14 protein-coding genes are annotated in these 20,447 nt (G+C 37.6%); 1 reads left to right on the top strand and 13 read right to left on the bottom strand.

The features are described 5' to 3' along the window. Positions 1-772 precede the first annotated feature (772 nt). The gene (locus JCM9140_RS17665) at positions 773-1,900 is read right to left on the bottom strand and encodes an FAD-dependent oxidoreductase (RefSeq protein WP_052002361.1); all 1,128 of its coding nucleotides are present in this window, start codon (positions 1,898-1,900) and stop codon (positions 773-775) included. A gap of 205 nt (positions 1,901-2,105) precedes the next feature. Between JCM9140_RS17665 and JCM9140_RS17660 the strand changes: the two genes are divergently transcribed. Then, on the top strand, positions 2,106-2,666 hold the full coding sequence (locus JCM9140_RS17660; RefSeq protein ID WP_052002360.1) for a TetR/AcrR family transcriptional regulator: 561 nt from the start codon (positions 2,106-2,108) through the stop codon (positions 2,664-2,666). Positions 2,667-3,037: 371 nt separating this feature from the next. Here JCM9140_RS17660 and JCM9140_RS17655 read toward each other — a convergent pair whose 3' ends face one another. The 12 genes from JCM9140_RS17655 to JCM9140_RS25295 form a co-directional block, all read right to left on the bottom strand. Continuing rightward, complete coding sequence (locus JCM9140_RS17655) at positions 3,038-4,675, bottom strand: acyl-CoA dehydrogenase family protein (RefSeq protein ID WP_034749620.1); 1,638 nt, start codon at positions 4,673-4,675, stop codon at positions 3,038-3,040. Beyond that, positions 4,656-6,173 carry a class I adenylate-forming enzyme family protein gene (locus JCM9140_RS17650; RefSeq protein ID WP_034749617.1) on the bottom strand — a complete coding sequence of 506 codons (1,518 nt, stop codon included), beginning with the start codon at positions 6,171-6,173 and terminating at the stop codon, positions 4,656-4,658. Before JCM9140_RS17650 ends, JCM9140_RS17655 begins: the two co-directional genes overlap by 20 nt. Continuing rightward, a complete protein-coding gene (locus JCM9140_RS17645) occupies positions 6,170-6,553 on the bottom strand; it encodes a MerR family transcriptional regulator (RefSeq protein ID WP_034749614.1) in 384 nt (127 codons plus the stop codon). Before JCM9140_RS17645 ends, JCM9140_RS17650 begins: the two co-directional genes overlap by 4 nt. A gap of 224 nt (positions 6,554-6,777) precedes the next feature. Continuing rightward, positions 6,778-7,152 (bottom strand): DUF4181 domain-containing protein, encoded by a 375-nt coding sequence (locus JCM9140_RS17640; protein WP_034749611.1) that lies wholly within the window; start codon positions 7,150-7,152, stop codon positions 6,778-6,780. Positions 7,153-7,332: 180 nt separating this feature from the next. After that, complete coding sequence (locus tag JCM9140_RS17635) at positions 7,333-8,232, bottom strand: acetamidase/formamidase family protein (protein WP_034749608.1); 900 nt, start codon at positions 8,230-8,232, stop codon at positions 7,333-7,335. A 135-nt stretch (positions 8,233-8,367) separates the two neighbouring features. After that, positions 8,368-10,833, bottom strand: coding sequence for a restriction endonuclease-like protein (locus tag JCM9140_RS17630; protein WP_034749605.1), 2,466 nt, complete (start codon positions 10,831-10,833; stop codon positions 8,368-8,370). After that, on the bottom strand, positions 10,802-13,207 hold the full coding sequence (locus tag JCM9140_RS17625; protein ID WP_052002359.1) for an McrB family protein: 2,406 nt from the start codon (positions 13,205-13,207) through the stop codon (positions 10,802-10,804). The genes JCM9140_RS17630 and JCM9140_RS17625 overlap by 32 nt, the downstream gene beginning before the upstream one ends. A gap of 98 nt (positions 13,208-13,305) precedes the next feature. Beyond that, positions 13,306-15,147, bottom strand: a complete 1,842-nt coding sequence (locus JCM9140_RS17620; protein ID WP_034749602.1) for an AIPR family protein — start codon at positions 15,145-15,147, stop codon at positions 13,306-13,308. Between the two features lie 4 nt (positions 15,148-15,151). Further along, positions 15,152-16,171, bottom strand: coding sequence for a PD-(D/E)XK motif protein (locus JCM9140_RS17615; protein WP_034749599.1), 1,020 nt, complete (start codon positions 16,169-16,171; stop codon positions 15,152-15,154). 1 nt (position 16,172) lies between these two features. After that, positions 16,173-18,848: a Z1 domain-containing protein gene (locus JCM9140_RS17610; RefSeq protein WP_034749597.1), complete on the bottom strand. Its 2,676-nt coding sequence runs from the start codon at positions 18,846-18,848 to the stop codon at positions 16,173-16,175. Further along, on the bottom strand, positions 18,835-19,470 hold the full coding sequence (locus tag JCM9140_RS25300) for a hypothetical protein (RefSeq protein ID WP_369384452.1): 636 nt from the start codon (positions 19,468-19,470) through the stop codon (positions 18,835-18,837). Before JCM9140_RS25300 ends, JCM9140_RS17610 begins: the two co-directional genes overlap by 14 nt. Positions 19,471-19,517: 47 nt before the next feature. Further along, on the bottom strand, positions 19,518-20,312 hold the full coding sequence (locus tag JCM9140_RS25295; protein ID WP_369384451.1) for an ATP-binding protein: 795 nt from the start codon (positions 20,310-20,312) through the stop codon (positions 19,518-19,520). Positions 20,313-20,447: the final 135 nt, after the last annotated feature.

Here is a 20,447-nt window from a genome sequence, read left to right as displayed (position 1 = left end):
CCTCAGCGACATTTACTATCATAACATATCATTTCATTCCGCGCAATAACTTTTTAAAAGTTATTTTCACGATCACCAACGAAACAATCAATTGTTCGTGGCGACAAGTAACAATATATCACGAATAAAAATTCTACGCAAGTAATATTAAAAATGTTTTTGCGCTAGGTTTAATAATATATCATGATTCGACATGAATAGCAACAATCAGTTCATCTACTTTACTTTTACCACAGCTCTTTTAAATTAAACTTGTTCCTAGAGAACCACAAAAGAAAAACATAGCCCCTATACATAATTAAACTTATCCATCGACTTTACACGTTCAAGGAGATAACGATTTGCTCTCAATATTTAATAGATGATGCTGATCATCTACTCATAAGCGGCCACTCAAAACACATATTGAGGAATAATAGAATCAATTCATACGAGAAAAGTGCGTTTTTATATATTACTCCCAACCGCTTTTCATCATTTTTCCGCACCTATGAAAAAACTTATGTTTCCCCCACGTCTCTTCCTATTTAAATATCCATTCAATCTGGTTACAGACGGCTTGCAAGAAGGAAGAAAACTTGCTTCTTACTAAACCCCTTCTCCCCATTAACCCTCAAAAAATATTCTGCAGCGTTTGGCGGACACAGTCCGCGAACAATCGAAAACCACTGTTTTTATCATAGGTAACGGAACGCGAATCCACTTTGGCACTTACCCGCAAAGAAGTGGGTCAAGGTACCTGTCCCCCTGACCCACTTCTTGCTTTTATCTATTACCATTCAATACGATTATCATAGATTGTACTTGTCATTTTTTTTAGTTCAAATATTTTATCAAGCACATTGGCGGCTGCCTTTCTGACAGGATCGATGATTGGTTTACGGTCATTTTCAAAATAATAGAAGGCGTCTCTATATCCATGCTCCTTTAACATTTTTGCTAAATACATCCCATCTTCTAAAGCCCACGATGCACCAATTCCTAGCATTGGGTTGGTGGCATGAAGGGCATCACCAACAAAGGTAACTCGGCCATGGTACCAATGCGGTAGTTCTTCCAACTCAAAGATGTTTCTTGCGGTTATTTTTTCTGTATTGCTCAGAAGTTCAATAAATGGATTATCCCACTCACTAATTTTTTCTGATAGCCACTCTTTTATATATTGAGTATCTGCCAACTCTAATTCTGTTGCTGGAATTTTCCTTTCTGCTTTCCCTACAAATTGCCATAATATATCTGTTTTTGAAGTTGGTGAACATTTACTTACAAAAGCGCCTAAATACTGATCAAAATCTGCATAAACACTAGCATTCGTATTCATCGTTTGGTCCACATTTGAAGAAGATACCAGCCCATGAATGCCATAGTAACCAGTATAAATAGGTTTCACTTGAGGAAATATGATCTCTCTTGTTCTTGAATGAATGCCATCTGCCCCGACTAATATCTCTCCCTTTATCTTTGTATCGTCAGAGAAAATAGCTGTAACACTATCAGAGTGTTGTTCGAAATTTACGAGTTTTTTATTGTAGTGTACGGGTATATGGTATTCCTTAGCTTTTTCTAAAAGAAGTGTTATTAAGTTATGTCGACTAATCGTAATAAATGTTTTACTAAATAAGTCATTTCCCGAAACATTCATGCTGCCTAGTTCTTTATTGTTACTCGTATAGGTCGTCTCCGATTTCACGGGATAACTATGGTCTGCAATTTGAGTTATGCCCAGTGTTTCAAGGACATTCAGGCCATTTGGCGTCAGCACAAATCCTGCCCCGCTTTCTCTTTCAACTGAAGCACCTTCAAAAACGATGCTTTCGATTCCAGCTTTTTTTAAAAACAAAGCCGTAGCAAGACCACCAACACCAGCCCCAATAATGATTACTTTTTCTTTTTCTAACACATCACACACTCCTTTTCTTCGAGGACATTGAAAATGGTAAAATACAATCTATAAACCTTATGTATCATGGTTACGACTTATTCGGACGATCGGTCAATTATTTTTCGCTGTACTTGTTGAAATTGGAAATTCGTATAAAATGATTGCTAAACGATACTTGACCATATTTTTTTAAAATACTTTTTCTAAATGCGTGGGAGGATTCATGAGTAGACCAATTGGAGTTAATAGTGAAGATACGAAAAAGTTAATTGAAGAGAAAGCCGTTAAATTGTTTGAAGGAAAAGGCTACGCAGCGACGTCTATGTCAGATATCAAAACTGAAACGCAATTAAGCAAAGGAACGATTTACTACCACTTTAAGAATAAGGAAGAGCTTTATTTATTTTGTATCAAACAAGCATTAAACAGATTTATTCACGAGTGGGAAAACGAGATGGTAAAAGAAGAGACAGCTACGGAGAAGTTATACTTGTGGGCACGTTTATGTAGTTTAGAGTTTCACAATCCGTTACTCAAATCATTATCAGAGTATATGATATCAACAAAAAAAGAAAAGTCTTTTGTCGCCGATTTGTTCAAACCTGAATTGGATGTCATTTCAGAGGTAATGAAAGAAGGAATTCATCAAAAAGAGTTTAATCCAGACTTAGATGTTAAAGAGATCAGCGTCATTTTATTAGCAGTGATTTACGGGTTATACGATACAGCATTTTTAGCGTTCAACACCCAAGAATCTAAAGAGCTCTTTTTAAAAAGGCCATAGACACTGTTATCAACGGGATTAGAATGAACTGAAATAGTGTGTTAATGATAGTGCCTGTCACTACTCGTACTGATTTAGTGACAGGCACTTAAACTTTCTATGCTAAGTAAGCGGACACCAGTTCCGCTATTTCAGCAAAAACTAGCATTTTGAAAGGTTTCACGGACACAGAATCCGCTATTTGCTAAAATTCGCCTTCCTGACACCTCTCAAACATGAAATAGCGGAACCACAGTCCGCCAACACCCGAAAATCACTGTTTTTGTCACACATAACGGAACGTGAGTCCGCCTAAGACACCGGCACTCCTCTGAAGAAAAAATGGGTCAAGGTACCTGTCCCCTGACCCATGTCCCCCTGACCCACTGATATTAAACTTGTGAATAATACTTTACAGCTAGTGGCGCTTCGCCGAACGGATGCTTTTCTAAAAACTGTTCAATATAAATTTCAGCTAACTTGCGCTCACGATCACCATGTCGTTCGCCGTGTCTAACTGCACATACGGCTTCAAATAACTGAGTCAGCTCGACCATTAGAGGTTTGGCTTCTAGTGTTTGAATTGCCTCTGGTAAGTTTACAAATGCGTCAAACTTTTGTTGTAAATGAGCCACTCGTTGCTTTAATAAAGGATGGGCTGTACTACTGAGCTGCAAGAGTAATGTTTGATGTGCATTTTTTTTCGATAATCGGATTAGCTCATGTGCCAATATATTTGCTGGCCCTTCCCACACTGTTAATACTTGTGCATCACGAAGCATTCGTGCTAATACAAAATCCTCGATAAATCCATTTCCACCGTGTAGCTCAATCGATTCATGCGCGAAATGAATGGCGTATTCTGCTGTTTCCTTTTTCAGTAGCGCAATTAATAGCCTCACCATAAGCTGTTCGTCTTGGCAAGCTGAACCAGCAGTAACTCGGTCATATCGTTCAATCAAATCAAACAAACCAACGAGAGATGCATGCCACTTTGCCTTTAGGGTGGAGAGTGTTTCTTGCACCATCGGATATTCTGTTAGTGTATGACCAAATGCCGTGCGACCACTTGTATAATGAAGTGCTTCATCTAAGGTACGCTTCATAATGCCTAAAGACGCAGCAGCATTGCAAATACGAGATAAATTTAATGCTTCAAGCATATAGTAAATCCCCTTATCTGGATCACCCACGACGTAAGCCATCGCCCCTTCAAATTCCACTTCTCCTGATGGAACGGCCTTTACCCCTAACTTATCTTTTAACCGACGAATGCGTAAATGATTAAGTGCGCCATCTTCTGTATGCCACGGTACCGCAAATAGTGTCAGCCCTTTTGAGCCGCTTGGTGCACCTTGTTTTCGAGCGAGCACCATTGCCACCCCGCACATTCCTGCATTGGAAGCAAAATATTTTTCCCCATATAGACGCCACTGACCATCTTCCCATCTTGCCTCTAACGTGTTCGCTCCAACGTCTGAACCTCCTTGACGTTCCGTTAAAAAGGTTGCCCCTTCATAAAGCTCTACCTCTCCTGTTGCAATGACATGTGGTAAAAACCGTTGCTTGAGCTCGTCACTTGCATAATGATCCAACAAAAATGCTGTTGCCATTGTTAAGGTTACTGGACAATAAAAACCAGGTTCTGCTTGCGATAAGAGATAGCCTTGTGCAAAGCTATACACATAATTTCCCTTCTGATTAAGAGCTGGAATGTCTTTATGCACATACCCAACAATGCCTGTTTCATACGTTTCTTTGACCGTTTGCAAATAGCCTTCATTTACAATGACACGGCTCACTTCTTCCCCGTATGCATCATAGCGCTGCAGCCTTGGTTCGCCTTCTCTATCTGTCACTTTCGCACGTTGATCGATGGGACCTGCGCAATGTTCACCAAATTTGTGTAGTTCTTTATCAGCAAACTGAAAAAATTCTGGAGCAAGCTTTTGCTGTAAAATCTGATGAAGCGTTAGATCGCCCTCATAGAAGTTATGTTTCTTTTGCTGTTTATTCACCAACACTTGCATTTGGTTGTTCCTCCCTTAGTTGCTGCTTTAAAATTTTACCCGATGCGTTCCGTGGTAAGGCTTCTACCTGCTTGTAAATTTTAGGAATTTTAAAAGCTGCTAATTTATCTTGTAAAAAGCTGCGTAACTCTTGTTCGGGTAAATCCGCTTTCGAAGCATAAATCACTTTTACCGTTTCACCCCATACTGGATGTGGTACGCCGATGACAGCGGTTTCAAAAATATCCGGGTGCTGAACAACTACATCCTCAATTTCTTTTGGGTAGATATTGACGCCACCTGAAATAATAACGTCTTTTTTCCGGTCCACAATATAGAAATAACCATCCTCATCCATACGTGCTAAATCACCTGAACGCACCCACCCATCAATAAAAACCTTACTCGTTTCCTCTGGGTTTTTATAGTATTCTTTCATATTGCCTTCACCATATAACAGGATTTCCCCCACTTCACCTGGTGCCACATCTTCATTGTCCTTGTTAACAATTCGGATTTCGGTACCAAATGGCGCACGACGTCCAATCGAACCTGGCTTTTCTACATGCTCTTCTGCATGTAAAATCGTCCCGCTTGGTCCTGCTTCCGTTAGGCCATAAACACAAACGAGTCGATCTGTTTGGAAACGGTTTTGAATATAGGTAACCTCTTGCTTGGATAACGGTGCTCCACCATACACCCAATATTTCATTGAGGATAAGTCTGCTGTTTGTATTTTTTCATTAGAAGCCGTTAATAAATAAGCAACTGGCGCTCCGAAGAAATGCGTTGTACGATAGGTTTCAACCGTGTCAATGAATAAATCTGGCGTAAAGGTCGGTGTAAGAACAGCCGTTGCGCCCACCAAAACGGCCGTCACGAAAAATAAATTCAATGGAGCTGAATGCGTAAGTGGCATCATAATGAGTAAGCGACTCTCAGGTTTGACTTCCATCTCAATCGCCATCATATGTGACACCGTTAACACATTACGATTTGTCAGTAACACACCTTTTGGATTGCCTGTCGTGCCAGATGTATAAAGCAATGTGGAATCATCGTCCTCTACAAGATCGCATCTCACTTCATCATTATTTGCCCTTTCTACAAGTTCACCATAGCTTTTCCAGTCAGCCATTTCCTTCCCTGTTTTCACTTTTAATCCTTTAAATTGAACCTTTTTTGCTTGTTCCATTAACAACTCATGAACGAAAAGGGCTTTCGCATCACTATGTGAAAGAACATACTCAAGTTCACTTGTTCCTAACTTTGCATTTACCGGTACTACAATGGCGCCAACTCGTTGAATGGCAAAATAAAGTGCCGTAAACTCACGGACGTTTGGCATATAAATGGCTACTTTATCACCTTTTGTAATATGAGCTTCGCGTAACACATTCGCTAATCGATTCGCTTCTTCATCTAACGCTTGATAGGTTGTTTCATGTCCCATACTAATCACAGCAATGTTATGTGGATACTTTCTCGCATGTCGAGATAATAAATTGGAAATATTCATTTTTCATCCTCCATTAACAATTGTAATTTTTCACGAAACAAACGGTCCGTTTTCACAATGGCCTCACGAATCTCTAAAAGTTCTTCCATCTTCTTGTCAATTTCCCTCAACTTTTGCTGACCGAATTCAATCGTCTTCTCTAGCTGCTTCTTTCCGGAACGGTCGTGATCAAACAGCAATACCATCTCTTTGATTTCCTCAAGGGAAAATCCATACGTTTTCCCCCTAAGAACCAGTTTCAGCTTTGCCTCCTCCCTTTTTGAAAAATGTCGGATACCCTTATCTACTCGGTGCGAATTTAATATACCGAGCTCCTCATAATAGCGTAACGTGCGTGTTGAAAGCCCATATTCTTTTGCTATTACGTTAATAGATTTCATTTGCGTATCCCTCCATTTTCGCAAGTATACCATTGACGTTAACGTCAATTTAAAGTCATTTATTCAATTTTCTAATTTTTATATGTAGATGTAAATATGTCGTATACAATCAGTTATGAAATAATGAAAAACCCTTGAAGTTTTACCGGACACCAGTGAGTCCGCCCAAGACACTGGCACCCCTCTTGCGAAAAAGTGGGTCAAGGTTCCTGTCCCTCTGACCATTACGGACTGACAATAAAAGATGGAAAAGCAAACAATAAGTTTAATGTAAGCACAACTAGAAAAAAGAGCCCATAAAATAGTTGAATCAGATACTCGTTCGAATGTCTGTGATGTTTCCAGTAAAGAAAGGCTGAAAATCCAAATAAAAGAGCCACAAACGTAAAGGTTCTCCAACTTAGATAACTAGTTCGTTCAAAAAAGTCCCCTGAAGCAAGGTACACGAAAATCAGAAAGGGTGGAACAAATCTATGTAGTGACGTTTTTTCTTCATACTTTATTGGTTTGATGTTAAATTTCGCTCGTAGGTATCTCCCTATCAGAACACCAACAATACCTAATAAGCCAATGTATAAAAGAGATAAAAATAGTACCATCTTTTGTTCCTCCTCTCTCAAAGATGAGCGGTGATGGTAGGTTCTAAGTTTAGGAGAATCTTAATACAAAAAGAACCGAGATGGTTCTTGGTTCTTTTTGTGTCCACTTTTTATTCTAGTTTCAGTAAGCCTAAAAGGGCAAGTGGGTCGAGGAACCTGTCCCCGTGACCCACCAAATTCCTAAATAAAGTCTATATTCAACCTATTTAATAGCCATTTTGGAACAACGAAACGAGCTGTCATAAGCGGGTCCACTACTTGGCAAATTTCAGCTTGCCCCGCTGCACTCATGAGCATTGTGACCTCACTTATCGGAAGGCTTGTTTTTTCCACAATGCGATCAATCATTTCTGCTGTTGCTAGCTTGCAGGCTTCATCAAGAGTCGGTGCTGAAGCAATTTGTGTGAAGACCTCAGCATTTTCAAGCATAGGATGGGATAGCTGAACTCCTTTTAAAACATCTAGCGTGACAGTCGCTTTTCCAGGGATCTCAATGCCCGATACACTGATCTCCCCATCTCCCATTGCCGCATGAAAATCTCCAAGACCAAATAAAGCCCCTTCTGTAAACACTGGAAAATAAAGAGTCGCTCCCTCTGTTACCATCTTATTATCCATGTTCCCACCGTGCGCACCAGGTGTTCCGCAATTGACTCCTTCTCCTTCTGGTGCAACCCCAATGACACCGTTCATTGGATTTAACGGAATTGGGATGTCATTGAACATCGCATTTCCATCTTTGATTGGAATGATTTTCGCTTTCATCTCTGAAATCCGATCTCCCATCACTCCTAAATTAGGGCCAACTAGCATTACCCCCTGGTCAGCTATTTCAAGTTTTTTAATTCTGACCTTTAAAACATCTCCAGGCATGGCGCCTTCCACATAGATTGGCCCAGTTGCAGGATTGATTTGATTCCAATCTAGCTCTGAGATTGGAGTCGCAGCTGATTGAATCTGATTCTGAAAACAATCGTACGTTTCGATTTCAATGGTAGAACCAGATGCAATGGTTAAAACGGGTTCATGGTTCTTGTTAAAATCATAGATGATTCCTTTTTCTTTGAGCAATGTATGCATTAGGCTTCCCCTCTTTCGGATGATTAGTTGGTATTTATTGTAACTGTAATTTTGATTACTTGTCATTTATTTGGATAAAACTGCTATCTAATAGTAAGTATAAAGTGGAATAGTGGCTATCACCACCATTGCACCTTACTCCCCCATCACCTTCAACACCTCACGAAACACCCCACTCGGCTTTTTCCTCAATTCCTCATATTCAACCACTTTCACAAACTCGCCTTTCACAATCTCCATCCTACTCTCCAACCGATCCAACCGCACTTCCAGATCCTTAAACCGATACCGCTCTATACCACTTGCTTCATCTAATTGCTCTGCATCAAGTTCAACCCTAACCTCGTCCGATACTCGCCGCAGCATCCGCCAAATGGCTAACTCGTCCTTTGATTTCACAAACAACTCTGGTAGTTCCTTCGCTTCCTTCAAGTGAGTGAGTGTTGTCATCGCATATCCAGCTATTCCATAGTGAACAGGCTTAATCACCGCATCTAGATTCGTCCAAGAATCAACAACAAACCGAACTAAGCCATCTTCCCCAACTGACACGTCTTTCACTTTCCCGTAACTCCACACACCATTTCGAGTCATCTTCGCTTCTTTGCTAACATAAAGCGCTACATAAGAGGCTTCCTGCCAGCCCCGTTTTAACGCACCGGCATCCAATACGTACTCCGCTTCCTGCATGCAGCGTCTATACTGATCTTCACTCGAAACAAGTCCAACCAACACATGCTCATCCAACGAGGAGAACCAGTCCCCTTTCGTTCCTCTTGGCAAAATTCCTTCCTCTTGTATCTCTTCAGGACTCTTTTCGATCAAATGCTCCACAAATTGTTCAACCATCTCCGTAGCGGAAGGTAAAAATGGCAACCCACCAATATTCACTTCATCAATGCTTTTATAAAAATGATGGTCCGAATACCCTGCCTCATCCTCCCAAGGAAAAAGCACATATGCCCCAAAAGCCGTGCGCTCATAGGGCCCTTTCTGCTTGGCAACAATTGAATCACGATAGCGGTGCATTGTATTGATGTCTTCTTCTAATGGACCAGGAGTTTGGTATCGCTTTCCGTAATAGCTATCTTTTACAGCAAAATCAATTCGGTATTTCGCATCAAACACATAATCATACGAATAATCCTTACCTTTTTTCGCGATGCTTAAGACACTATCCGGCTTTTGTGTCGTTGTTGGATTTCGTTCCGTATGCTGATACGTTAAAACAATCTTCTCGTCTGTCACAGGGTGCTTGAACACACTCTTAGCAGATTGATTCGTGTCTAGTCGCACAAATAATCCGTCTCGGTTGACTTTGATGACATCTTGACTTACTTGAAGATATTTTTTTCGTAACAACTGTCCAAGCTTTAAGAAGGTCCATACCTCATATAACTCAGCAACATCTTTTACCGACATTTGATACAGCTTCCCTTGCAACGCCAACCCTTTTGAAACCGTTAAATAAATTTGAAAAGCGTCTCGGTAGCCTGGTGCCATTTGCAAAACAAGACTCATAACGGATCGGTCCAACAAACCAACTTCGTTCCAAAACCGATTTTTCTTCTTCAACGTTAGCTTACGGATCATGTCTTTTACTTTCCCTAAAAGATCCTCATCTGCTTCCGACTTTCGCCACTTCTGAACCGTTAGCTTCTCATATAAAAATTCAAGCTTCTCAATTAATCGTACGATCATCCATTTAACATAGCGATTTTCAAGCGTATCATACGTTAGTTCTTTCCGAATGCGCAGTCCTTCTTTTGGCATCACGTTTCGATTGGCTAGCTCGACCCCATTTTTCACTTTCACAAAGACATGTGGATTCTTTCTTAAATAACTTCGCGCCTTCGAATCCAAGCGCTGCAGCTGATCACCTCTTGCTTTTTCATGCTGTTTCACGAGTTTATGATGAGGTTGCCGCTCGATCCGTTCAATTGCCCGTAAAAACGTTTGAAAATGCACCGTGATCAAGCGGTAAAACTCTGCTAAAGAAGGCTGTCCATCAAGTTTCACCTTTGCTCCTAAATACGTCTTTTTCAAAAAATGATACGCAAGATTGTAGATTTCATCATTCACTTCTTCTAACAGCTTTTGATAATCCCGCTTATAATCAAGCTTTGACGGGAAGATCTCCAACGTTACCTTCAGCAACGTCTCTCGCTCAGTCCGAACCTCAAACGTCGAGAGCCCCACCTCATTTTGAAATTGCAAATTTCCCATTAACAAATACGACGAGCCAAGCTTCACTCGGCTAATCGCCTTTCGGAGGCTAGGATGCTCATGATAAAACGAAAGCTCCGACTCTCCCTTAGGATGGACAATCACTTGATAGACACTATTCTCAAAGAAAATCGGCCGTAACTTAGTAGAAGGAACGAGTTGTTGTTGTTCCACATCATACACAAGGATTTTCTCAACAGCGTTCCCGCTCCAATCAAATTGCATCACATCATGGAAATCCAATGTTCGATACTGTTGCAGCCCCTCATACCGCTCATGATAAGGTCTTCCTTTTATTACAAGTGAAAACGCCGTTGTCTCAATTACAACCAGCTCAACTTCCTTAGGAGCTGATCCAGAAGGAAGTAAAGCCATCGTCTTCTAACCTCCTTATCATCTCTAACACTTTCTCCGCACTCTTTGGATACACCGCATACGTCACATCCTCCAACGTCGCATCTTGTGCATATTCAATCTCTTTATTCGTAAACAGCTTGAACAAAGCCTTTAACACCCTTTCAATTCTCGTATCACTGCCAGCTAACCGTGGCAAGATCTTTTGCAAAATGCAATGATCAAGTGCTGTTTTTTGTTCCATTAAGTTGCTTTCTTCATTATAAGCAAGGTAAAAGCATATCTCATCCCGCACCCGGTATCCTACATGCGATCCATTGATTTGCAAGACGTTATTAATCTCTACTAGTACACTCGTCACCTCTTCAACGAGCTTTGGATAAGCTGAATACACATCTTTTAAATGAAGATACTTTGTCGCAAACACATTGTTATGTAAAACAACAGGGTCCATTTCTTCTCTATCCAGTAAAAATTGAAGGTTATCAAGCTTCACTCGATTAAACTCAAGCGTATTCGCCCGGTCCAACACCTTTTTACTAAAAGGGTGAGTCGTTTCATCCATATTCACGGTTCCAATGATGTACACATTCGCAGGCAAATAAATATCCTTCCCCGCCAATTCTTCAGTTAAAACCGTCGACGTAACTAATCGATCCTCTTCCCATTTCCGACTCTCCATCACACTTAACAAATCACTAAAGTAATGCTCAACACGCGCTAAATTCATCTCATCTAACAAAACAAAATAAGGGCGCTCTGGCTCATCAATTGCTTTTTTCAACACAGTCGTAAGCGGTCCTTCTTTAAACTCCCCTTTAATATCCGTATACCCAAGCAAATCCGAACCATCGCTCCAATCAGGACGGACCGGAATCAGTGCAAACTGGCCATTCTCCTCCGTTGCCCCTACACTCTCAGCAAACCACTGGACGATTTTCGTTTTCCCTGTACCAGAGATACCTGAGAGGATGACGAATGGTTTTGTTTTTAAAGAGTAAAAGAAGTTTGTCACTTCTTCTTTTTCGTAGTAGAAGCCTTTGCTGGTTATGTAGGAATGGATGTGATTTATTACTTCAGGGCTGGATAAAAATATTCCTTTTTCTTCAACCACAATTTCAACATCCTTTTTTGAAATCTTATAAGCATTGTTATTTTGATTAATAAGATCCCAAGAGTCATCAATTAAATTGACATGGTGTAACCACATTAATAGATTTTGAGTTCGTTCTGTTGCAACAGATTCAACCATATAGTTTTCACCACGTGAATTTTCAACTATTAACATACCCAATTTAACTAATACATTTTTTTTAGTTCTTTTAGATTCTCTGTGTAAAACTTCTAAGACAGTTAAACACATCTTAAAATAGTCTTTTTGGAGCATCAATTCCTTTAATACAGCTAATTTATTAGTTGATTGAATGTATTTTTGGATTGCCGATTCGTTCCTCTTATTAGATTCATCTAAAAAACCTAATAGTCGTAGATCTTGTCGAGACCTTGATTTTATTCGATATTGGTTACCTTCTATTTCATTACTTAATTTTTCAGGAAGGTATGTTTCATTAACAATTTCTTCTAAGAAGAATATAACTTTATTTATTTGCTCAGTTGGCAATTCATTAGTTTTAAATCGTTTAAAGGAAAGCATAATTGAAGGTTTTTCCTTCACAATTACAAAAGGTAAAACCGCAAAGAAGGACAAGATAATTGAAGCTATTTGGTCTTTTGATGTAAGATCATTTGTTGTAATAGCCCTATTCTTAATAAACTGATCCCAAGATAAATATAATAATTCAAAGCTCAACAGCTCCCAGGGATATTCCGATTCTCCTAATTCATAATTCTGTCTAAATGTTTCTGTTTCAACATAAAGGCCCTTCTCATCGACTTTCGTCACCAAAATTGACTCTTCTGTTGATAACAATTTAAACACATTAAGTTTTCTAGTTATATTGCTTAAAAGTAACTTTAATAAATCTTCCTTATTAATATCCTGTTTATTAATATCATGTCTTAATTCTTTTTCTCTTACATAATTATTTTCAATGGGTCCATATATTATCTCTTTAACAATAGCAGCTAGCTCAGCTTCGCTAGTGTCCTTAAATTCGTCAACTATCTCTAAGCTACTTTTGGATAATTCCTTTTGGTACCAACCACTTCTACCATTATCGTGAAGTGAATCAAAATCGTCTCTCCTGTTTTTCACTGTATTCGGTTTGATTCCTAGCCTAGTTCCAACATCTTTAAACGCAGAAGTAAAAGTATTATAATTTAAAACCTCTAATGCTCTTCTATCATATTTTGATAAGAAATAAGCAACTATAAGTACTTTCCTTTGATTTGATTCTGTCATGAAATCACCATTCTTAAAATTAATTATTGTCATAAATAATACTACCATTATTTAACACATACAAAAAATAACTTTTAAAAATACTAAAACAAAAAGCCTTCCTATTACGGGAAGACTCATAAATAAAATAACTAAACCAGCGCCCGCAAAACAGCAGAAGACTCCTTAATAAACCCATCCCAACATCCCTGTTTTTTGGCCCACTGAGTAACATTCTGATCGCCTGCTGACTCTCGTAGATAATTTAATGCATTTGTAGCAATAATCCTAACTACATCTCTCCATTCATCAGATAGCCCTTGCTTATTCCAGACTTCAATTAGAGAAATACGATCCTTGTATAAGTGACCAAGCATAGCAACAGTGTAGTAAATAACATTTGCTCTGTACCCTTTTAGTTTCAGTTCATCAATTATCTCCGCAACATAGGCATTAATTAACCTTCTAGCAATCAGTTCCTTGTAAAAATCATTGCTAATATTTTGTATTGGCTTAGTAACTTCTCCATCATCATTAGTATTCAAGCTTTGTTTCCAATATTGACTATTTAAGTCCATAAACTTCTTGAAAGCTTCCTCTCCACCTTTACTTGAGACATGAGGATAACCATCCCAAGACATAAAGTATTTCGCCAATTCAACCTTAGTTATGACCTTTTCTTTAGGATACATTTTTTTAAATGCCGTTTGTTCTTTTCCCTTTAGGCGACGGCTAATATCAACCATATACTGGCCTCGAGCGCGTTCGAAATACCACTTGGATTCTTCTTTACGGTTATCAAGTGTAGGTATCCATGTATTACGAGATAGTTTTTCAATATCTGACATAAACCTTGTATTCGCCAAGAGATCCGATTTATTAATCTTGTTTTGAGTATTTGCATATTCAGATATTTTTGCAATTAGTTGGTCTTCTAGATCATGCCGGTCAACATTTTGAACTGTATTTACCTCAGCTGTATTTAAAATGGTTAATTTAGTTTGTACATATACTCCATCAAGGTCAATTTCATTCTTATATGCCTGATGGATAGAAGCTGTTGTTTGACCTCCGTTAACAATTTGCCAGCTAGTTAACGATTTAATCTCATAAAGATTAGAATCACCTACTTGAACAATGTCACCAGATTTTGCAACGCTAGAAATCCCATTGTTATATGAAACAAATAGTTCTCGTTGCTCTGAATCTTTTAACGTATCTCTTATACCTCTGTTTGTGCCTCCGCGAGCTTGCAGGAATGAACGTACATTTCGCTCTACCAATTTTGGTCCCCAGTCATCATATAGTTTTGCTAGTAAAGCAGCAGGGATAGCACCTATATAACAATCTATCAAACCATTTCCTAGAGGATTTGGAACGTGCATTAATTGAATGGTTGAGTTATATTCTTCTTCAAATTGAATATCAAAGTCTCTTATACCTTGTTCTGCTTCAGAAAGTTTATAAACTCTGTCCATGTCCCAAACATGGACATTTACTGTTTCAATTCCTGGAATAGATAAATCTATTGGTTTATTTGTAAGATAAAACTTACTGGAGACCACAAATATATTTACTTCCTCTATCTCATTACGATTACTTCTTATTAACTTAATTAAATCAAGAAATTCCATTGATTTATCTGCTGTTTCAAATATAGAGTCCACGTTGGTAAAAAAACGTTTTGCTTTGTTTGCCACCTCTTTTATTGTAGTCATATTAACTACCGGTATAGAGTCATTTGTAAATAACGGCTCATAATCAACAACGTAAAGGTTAAGGGCATTCGTATCTTCAAAGTAAAGGTACCCGTTTATTTGTAGCTTTAAGTCTCGTTTAGAAAAGTATATAAGTGTAGGCTCGTCCTCCACATTGATATATGGAAGGACCTCTTGCAAAAACGGTGTTTGTCTAGATCCTATTAAATTTGCCTTCTGCTCAACAGTGTCTAAAAATTCTTGTAAAAATTCGAGTTTTCGTTTTTCTTCAATCATTTCTCTACTTCCTTTTATTCAACTTAAATACGTCTTCTACATCCACTATGAATTCTTCGCAATGAGATAAGTCTAAGGAATAGGAAATCCTACTTACACCTTTAGGAAGCTGTTTGGAGTCTATTCTAGGGAACTTCCCTCTTACCTCGTAGGCTAATTCTTCATGTATAAAAAAATAATTACTGTTATACTCTTCCACCTTAATATTCTTAAATAGAAGTGTTTCTCTAAATTTAACCGCAAGTGAGGGAGCTTTTTTTATAAGCTTTTCTTCAATACTTTTTGCTATATTTTCTAAAGTGCTACCAACTGTATCGTTCTTCTCAATTTTAAGTACATATAAGAATAATTCGTCGATAACTGGATTAAGCTCTAACTGTTTTTCACTCGAGATCTTGACTTCGTCCCTTATCTTTGGAGAGAGAGTTTTAATCTCTATACCACTTTTCTTTCTAACAAAGTCTATCCTAAATCTTAACGGCCCTTTCCAATCATTAACGATTAGAGGAGGTTCCGACGGAAAATATTCTAGCCATTTGTTAATATAATATAACTCTCCAAATAAACCCGCTTCCTCTTCTTCAGAAAGTTTTGCTTCCCATTTCTTTTTAAAAAAGTTATGCCATCTATCTAGTACTTCATAAAGCGATGTATACAAAGGTAATTCTTCGTCTACTAGAATGTGATCTGCGATGTTCTGCAACACATTTTCGAATATGTCGTCACTTTCGTCTACTTCTTGAGATATAACCAAGAAATTTTTCTCTTTTAATGGTCCAATTTTCGAAAAGTACTCTTGATTAATCTGCATTCCTCTCCACTTAGGAAAAGCTTTTAGTTGCTCCAAGTTCCAGCTCTCATTTGTAATATCTATATATAATCGCTTTTGATTATTTAATAGGTCTAATCCTATTAACAGATATGGTTTTTGAAAGTAAATTGGTTCTAGTTGATAAACATCTTTATTCTCTTCTTTTGACGCACGTTCCGCTAGTGTGTTAAAACCATTGGATATATTTATCATGTTAATCCTTCCCTCCAACTGTCCGATTATGAACGTATCCATAGCTAGTTTTTGTTTTATCACCTGTTTTTGAAGAATCTAGTTCGAAATTTGGGAATGATAAAGCAATCCCTATCGGTACTAAATCTTCAGTAAAGTTTATATTTAACTTACTAAATGGTTCTACACCTGGATGTAGCGGATAAATCATCAGTAGAGGGTTTTCTTTGTCCCGTAATGCTTTATTTTTAGCTTTATTATTCGAGCTGCCTTCAATATCAACAAACTCTTGATTAGAAGCAACAATCGCGCCTAAGTCTACCAGTTTACTAGTTTTCCCTTTGTCTTTGCCTAAACTTCTTAATACTGCACTTTGAATTGATATCGGACCTAAATTAACTTTCCACTTTTTTATTCCCTTTGATTTTACTGGTTGGCTATTTAAAGTACTGGAAGTTACATCAACAACAGCCACATTAAACTTATTCAACTTGCCTTTATTTGTTAAATCATCTATATAGTTAGCTATCTTCTTACTATCTACCTTTGAAGCAGTTTTGCTAGTTTCATAACTAGATAAAAATTTAATAATAGTCGTACTCGGTATTTCTTTAGCTATATGGTAACGAGTAGATCCTTCTTTCACCTTAAATTGATTACCAATACTGTTGAGAAATCTTAAGGTTGCATCCATATTCTTTTCATAGAATGCCTTATCATTATCGAAAATACGAGTTTGCTGAAGACTATCAGAGTAATCTGGTGCTTTTTCCGCTGCCTTCATTTTATTTGGACTAGTAACACTCATACTCTTATGATCTTTCATTTTCGCAGCATACTCTTCAGGTGTAACATTTAACTCATCGTACCTTTTGAATTCTTCTCTTAGTTCACTCATAACTATAGCCAGATGTTCAAAGTTGTCTGCTAATTCCTTACTAGTATAAATACGACATAGATCCATATAACCTTTTCGATACCCAAACCATCTTCCCATCTGCATTAGTGAATCATACATGGCACTGTTACGGTAATAATAGGAAATCGATAAACCATCTAAGGTTAAGCCCCTAGACAATTTGTTACCTCCAATTGCAATTACATTCAATCCATTTTCTTTGTGTTTTTCATACTCTAGCGCATCTTCACTTTCACCATTTATTTCCATAACTTCAACCTTACCAATAATCTTTCTAACTTCTTTATAGACCTCAACCCAAGAGTATATATGGTGTTGGTCGTTTGACAAACTATTAAATGATTGAATTGGTACAATATCCTCTTCATATAAGATCCTTAATTTATCCATATATTTACTTTCAGGGTCGTAAAGAACTTCATTGGACAATTTCTTATAAAACTTATCAATGACACTACACATTGAGTTCTGAACATCCGTGAACCTACTAGTGTGTATAAGCATAGAATTATGTTCGTTCGTCTGTCCTCTTAGGTTTCTAATAGCAATAGTTAATAAAAATGAAAGAATAGCCTTTTCCATAGTTGGTGGAACTTCTGTGAATAAATCTTTATCATCTTTGCTTTTAATTTCATCTAGTAAATTAACATCCGTTTCACTAAGATATCTAATGTACATGGGTTTATTGTCTTCCACATATCCTGATGTGTTAAAAAACTCGTCTGGGCCACAGTAGTCCTTAGGTTTAGGTAAAGATATTGCAAAGTCTTTTGGGTATAAATCAGTTCCGACATCATTGTGATTCGCATCAGCGTCAATTAGTAAATTCGCAAACGGTGTTGCAGTATACCCTACATATGCCTTTTTAGCGAATAAGCTCAATAACTCTCTGATAAGCTTATTTATAGTGCTAGGTTCGGTTTTATTACTTGTATCAACACTAGCCTGGTCTGCCTCATCATCAATAATTAAAGTTGGTGGATTAATATCTGACATATTAATACTTGTCCTAATCAATTCTATAAGATTCGGAAGAACATCCTTATGTTTTTTTACAACTGCCAATATAGGTTTATCTAAATTTTTTATTCCGATGGCATTTGCTGTTGAGATATCCCCTTGCGGAGTTGTCCATGTTTCTATTTGTATACCACCAGTTTTTATCTTAGCTACCCCTTGTTTTTCATTTGTTATAGAGTCTATAGTCCCTACAACCTCTTTTTCTAAACGTAGTTGGGTTTGAGTCCTTAAATCGTTATGCATTCCTGCTAATACGATTACTAACTTATAACCAACATCAAATGCTTTATTAATTAGCCCAGTAAAATTAGCAGTCTTACCTGATTGGACATACCCCAACACTAAACCCCTATTATCAAAAGATTCATTTGCCTTTGGATTGCCTATACACTCAAGTATCTCATTGGTAGAAATATCTATAGATCTGACCGTATCATCATCCCATCTCTTCTCATTAATGAGATACTTTTCATATCTTGGCCAGAAATATGAATATCCCCTAGAGAAATCCCCCCAATTAAATGATCCACTCCCTCTTAAAACGCCGGGCTTTTCTACATTAATTGAACCGTACTTTGCGTAAGCTTCCAAAGCCAAACTTTCCTTTAAATCTTCCTCAAGTTTTCCCACTTTGTTAATAAAATTTTCTTCCGTTTGCCTTATTGCTCGATTTAATGGGTCTTGCATACCATAGTTTTTGTACATTGTGAATAAATTATCAATCATAGTCAAGTAGCTATCTCTATCAAAATTTGACATTAGCAACAACTTCTTTCTTTACGATTTCTTTTATAGTATAAATCTCAATGCTCTCAAAACCATTCATTAATGAGATGGACTCAGAAATTTGATCTAAGCTTATTTCCATACCGGAATTTACAAGTATTTCTGCATATTCTATAATCATTTTCTTCTGGTTCTCATCGATTGTTTGCCTCTCTTGCTTAACCATTGATTCCGTTTTTAATAGATTGTTGGGTGATCCTAATTCAATTAACTTAAGATATAGATTTACCTTCCTTTTTACCCCATCATCTAACTGTTTCAAAATATTTGTTAAAACAGGATGGTTTCTATTAAGCACATAGTTGCTAATATTGTCATCTGAATTCAATTCCCATGTGTTTAATGAGCCTTTAACTTTTTCCCCTGTTCTTGATGCTCTAGTTCTATAGAGCATTATTTCATGGGAGAGTTGTCTATAGTATTTAGCTATTGCTTGCAATGCTACCTTGATATCTTCCGGCATAGTAACAGTAGATTTCTTAACGTCTAACTTCCACTCTTCATCGGCTTCATTAGTAAAGTCTACTTTTATTCTTACTAATTCTGAGATTGCATCCTTGGGAAACAAACCAAACCAATCACCATATGATACCAATCTATTCTCCCTGTAAATGTAAAAACCTTGGTGATCTCTCCAGCCTTTTATACCCCCAGCTCTCTATATTTTCTTTTATTAAAAGTTGAAGGATGTGGAAGTACATAAGGAGTAACTATTACCTTTTTTCCATTAGATTGAAGATATTGAATCTCTCCTTCATAACATCTAGGATTTCCCTCTAAGAATGGATTCCATGGAATAAGTTGGTTACCATTAATATCCAAAAGAAGTTCTCTTTCTAATAAGATGTGAAAGACCATCTCTAGGTACTTCTGAATACGACTTACCTTGCTAAAGAAGCTACCTGACTTTACAATATTATTAGTCCCATAACCGCAAAATCTATCTAGTTTATCAATAAACACAATAGTACCGTTATCCCCATGTATTTCGTTAAAATCTAACGCAATATCTACTGGGATTGATTTATAAAGTAACCATTCATTCTCTTTACTTACATAGTCCAAGTCCCAACATCTGATAGACAACTTAGAGTCCTTTTTACTAACAACGGTTAACCTTTTGCCCAAAGAAAAAGCAGCAGTTTTTAACCCCATACCAAATCGACCTAATTCATCACGCTCACGTTTATCTCTTGGGTCCTTAGATCCAACGGTCATTGCTGTTTGTAGTTCAATTTCATCCATACCGATACCGTTATCAATTATTTTAATAGAGCCATTTCCTTCGTTATATGAAAACTCGAGACAAATTTTAGTTGCTTTAGCATCTATACTATTATCTATTAAATCAGCTATCGCTGTCTGAGAGTTGTACCCAATACTTCGTAAAGCCTGGATTACCGGAGCAGCCGATGGTTGTGTAATTATTTCATCCATAAAGTTCACCTATTTCCACTTGAATTCCATATATATTATTCTAGCAGGTTAAAGACGGAAATACAGCTTAACCACCTAATTTCCAATTACAAAAATGTTGGAAATTGTAGGTGATTGTTGAAAAATAGTTTTGTT

The sequence above is a fragment of the Halalkalibacter wakoensis JCM 9140 genome, assembly GCF_000513095.1.
Lineage (GTDB): Bacteria > Bacillota > Bacilli > Bacillales > Bacillaceae_D > Halalkalibacter > Halalkalibacter wakoensis.
Note: the sequence above shows the minus strand (reverse complement) of the source record. Positions and strands in the feature narration are given on the sequence as shown.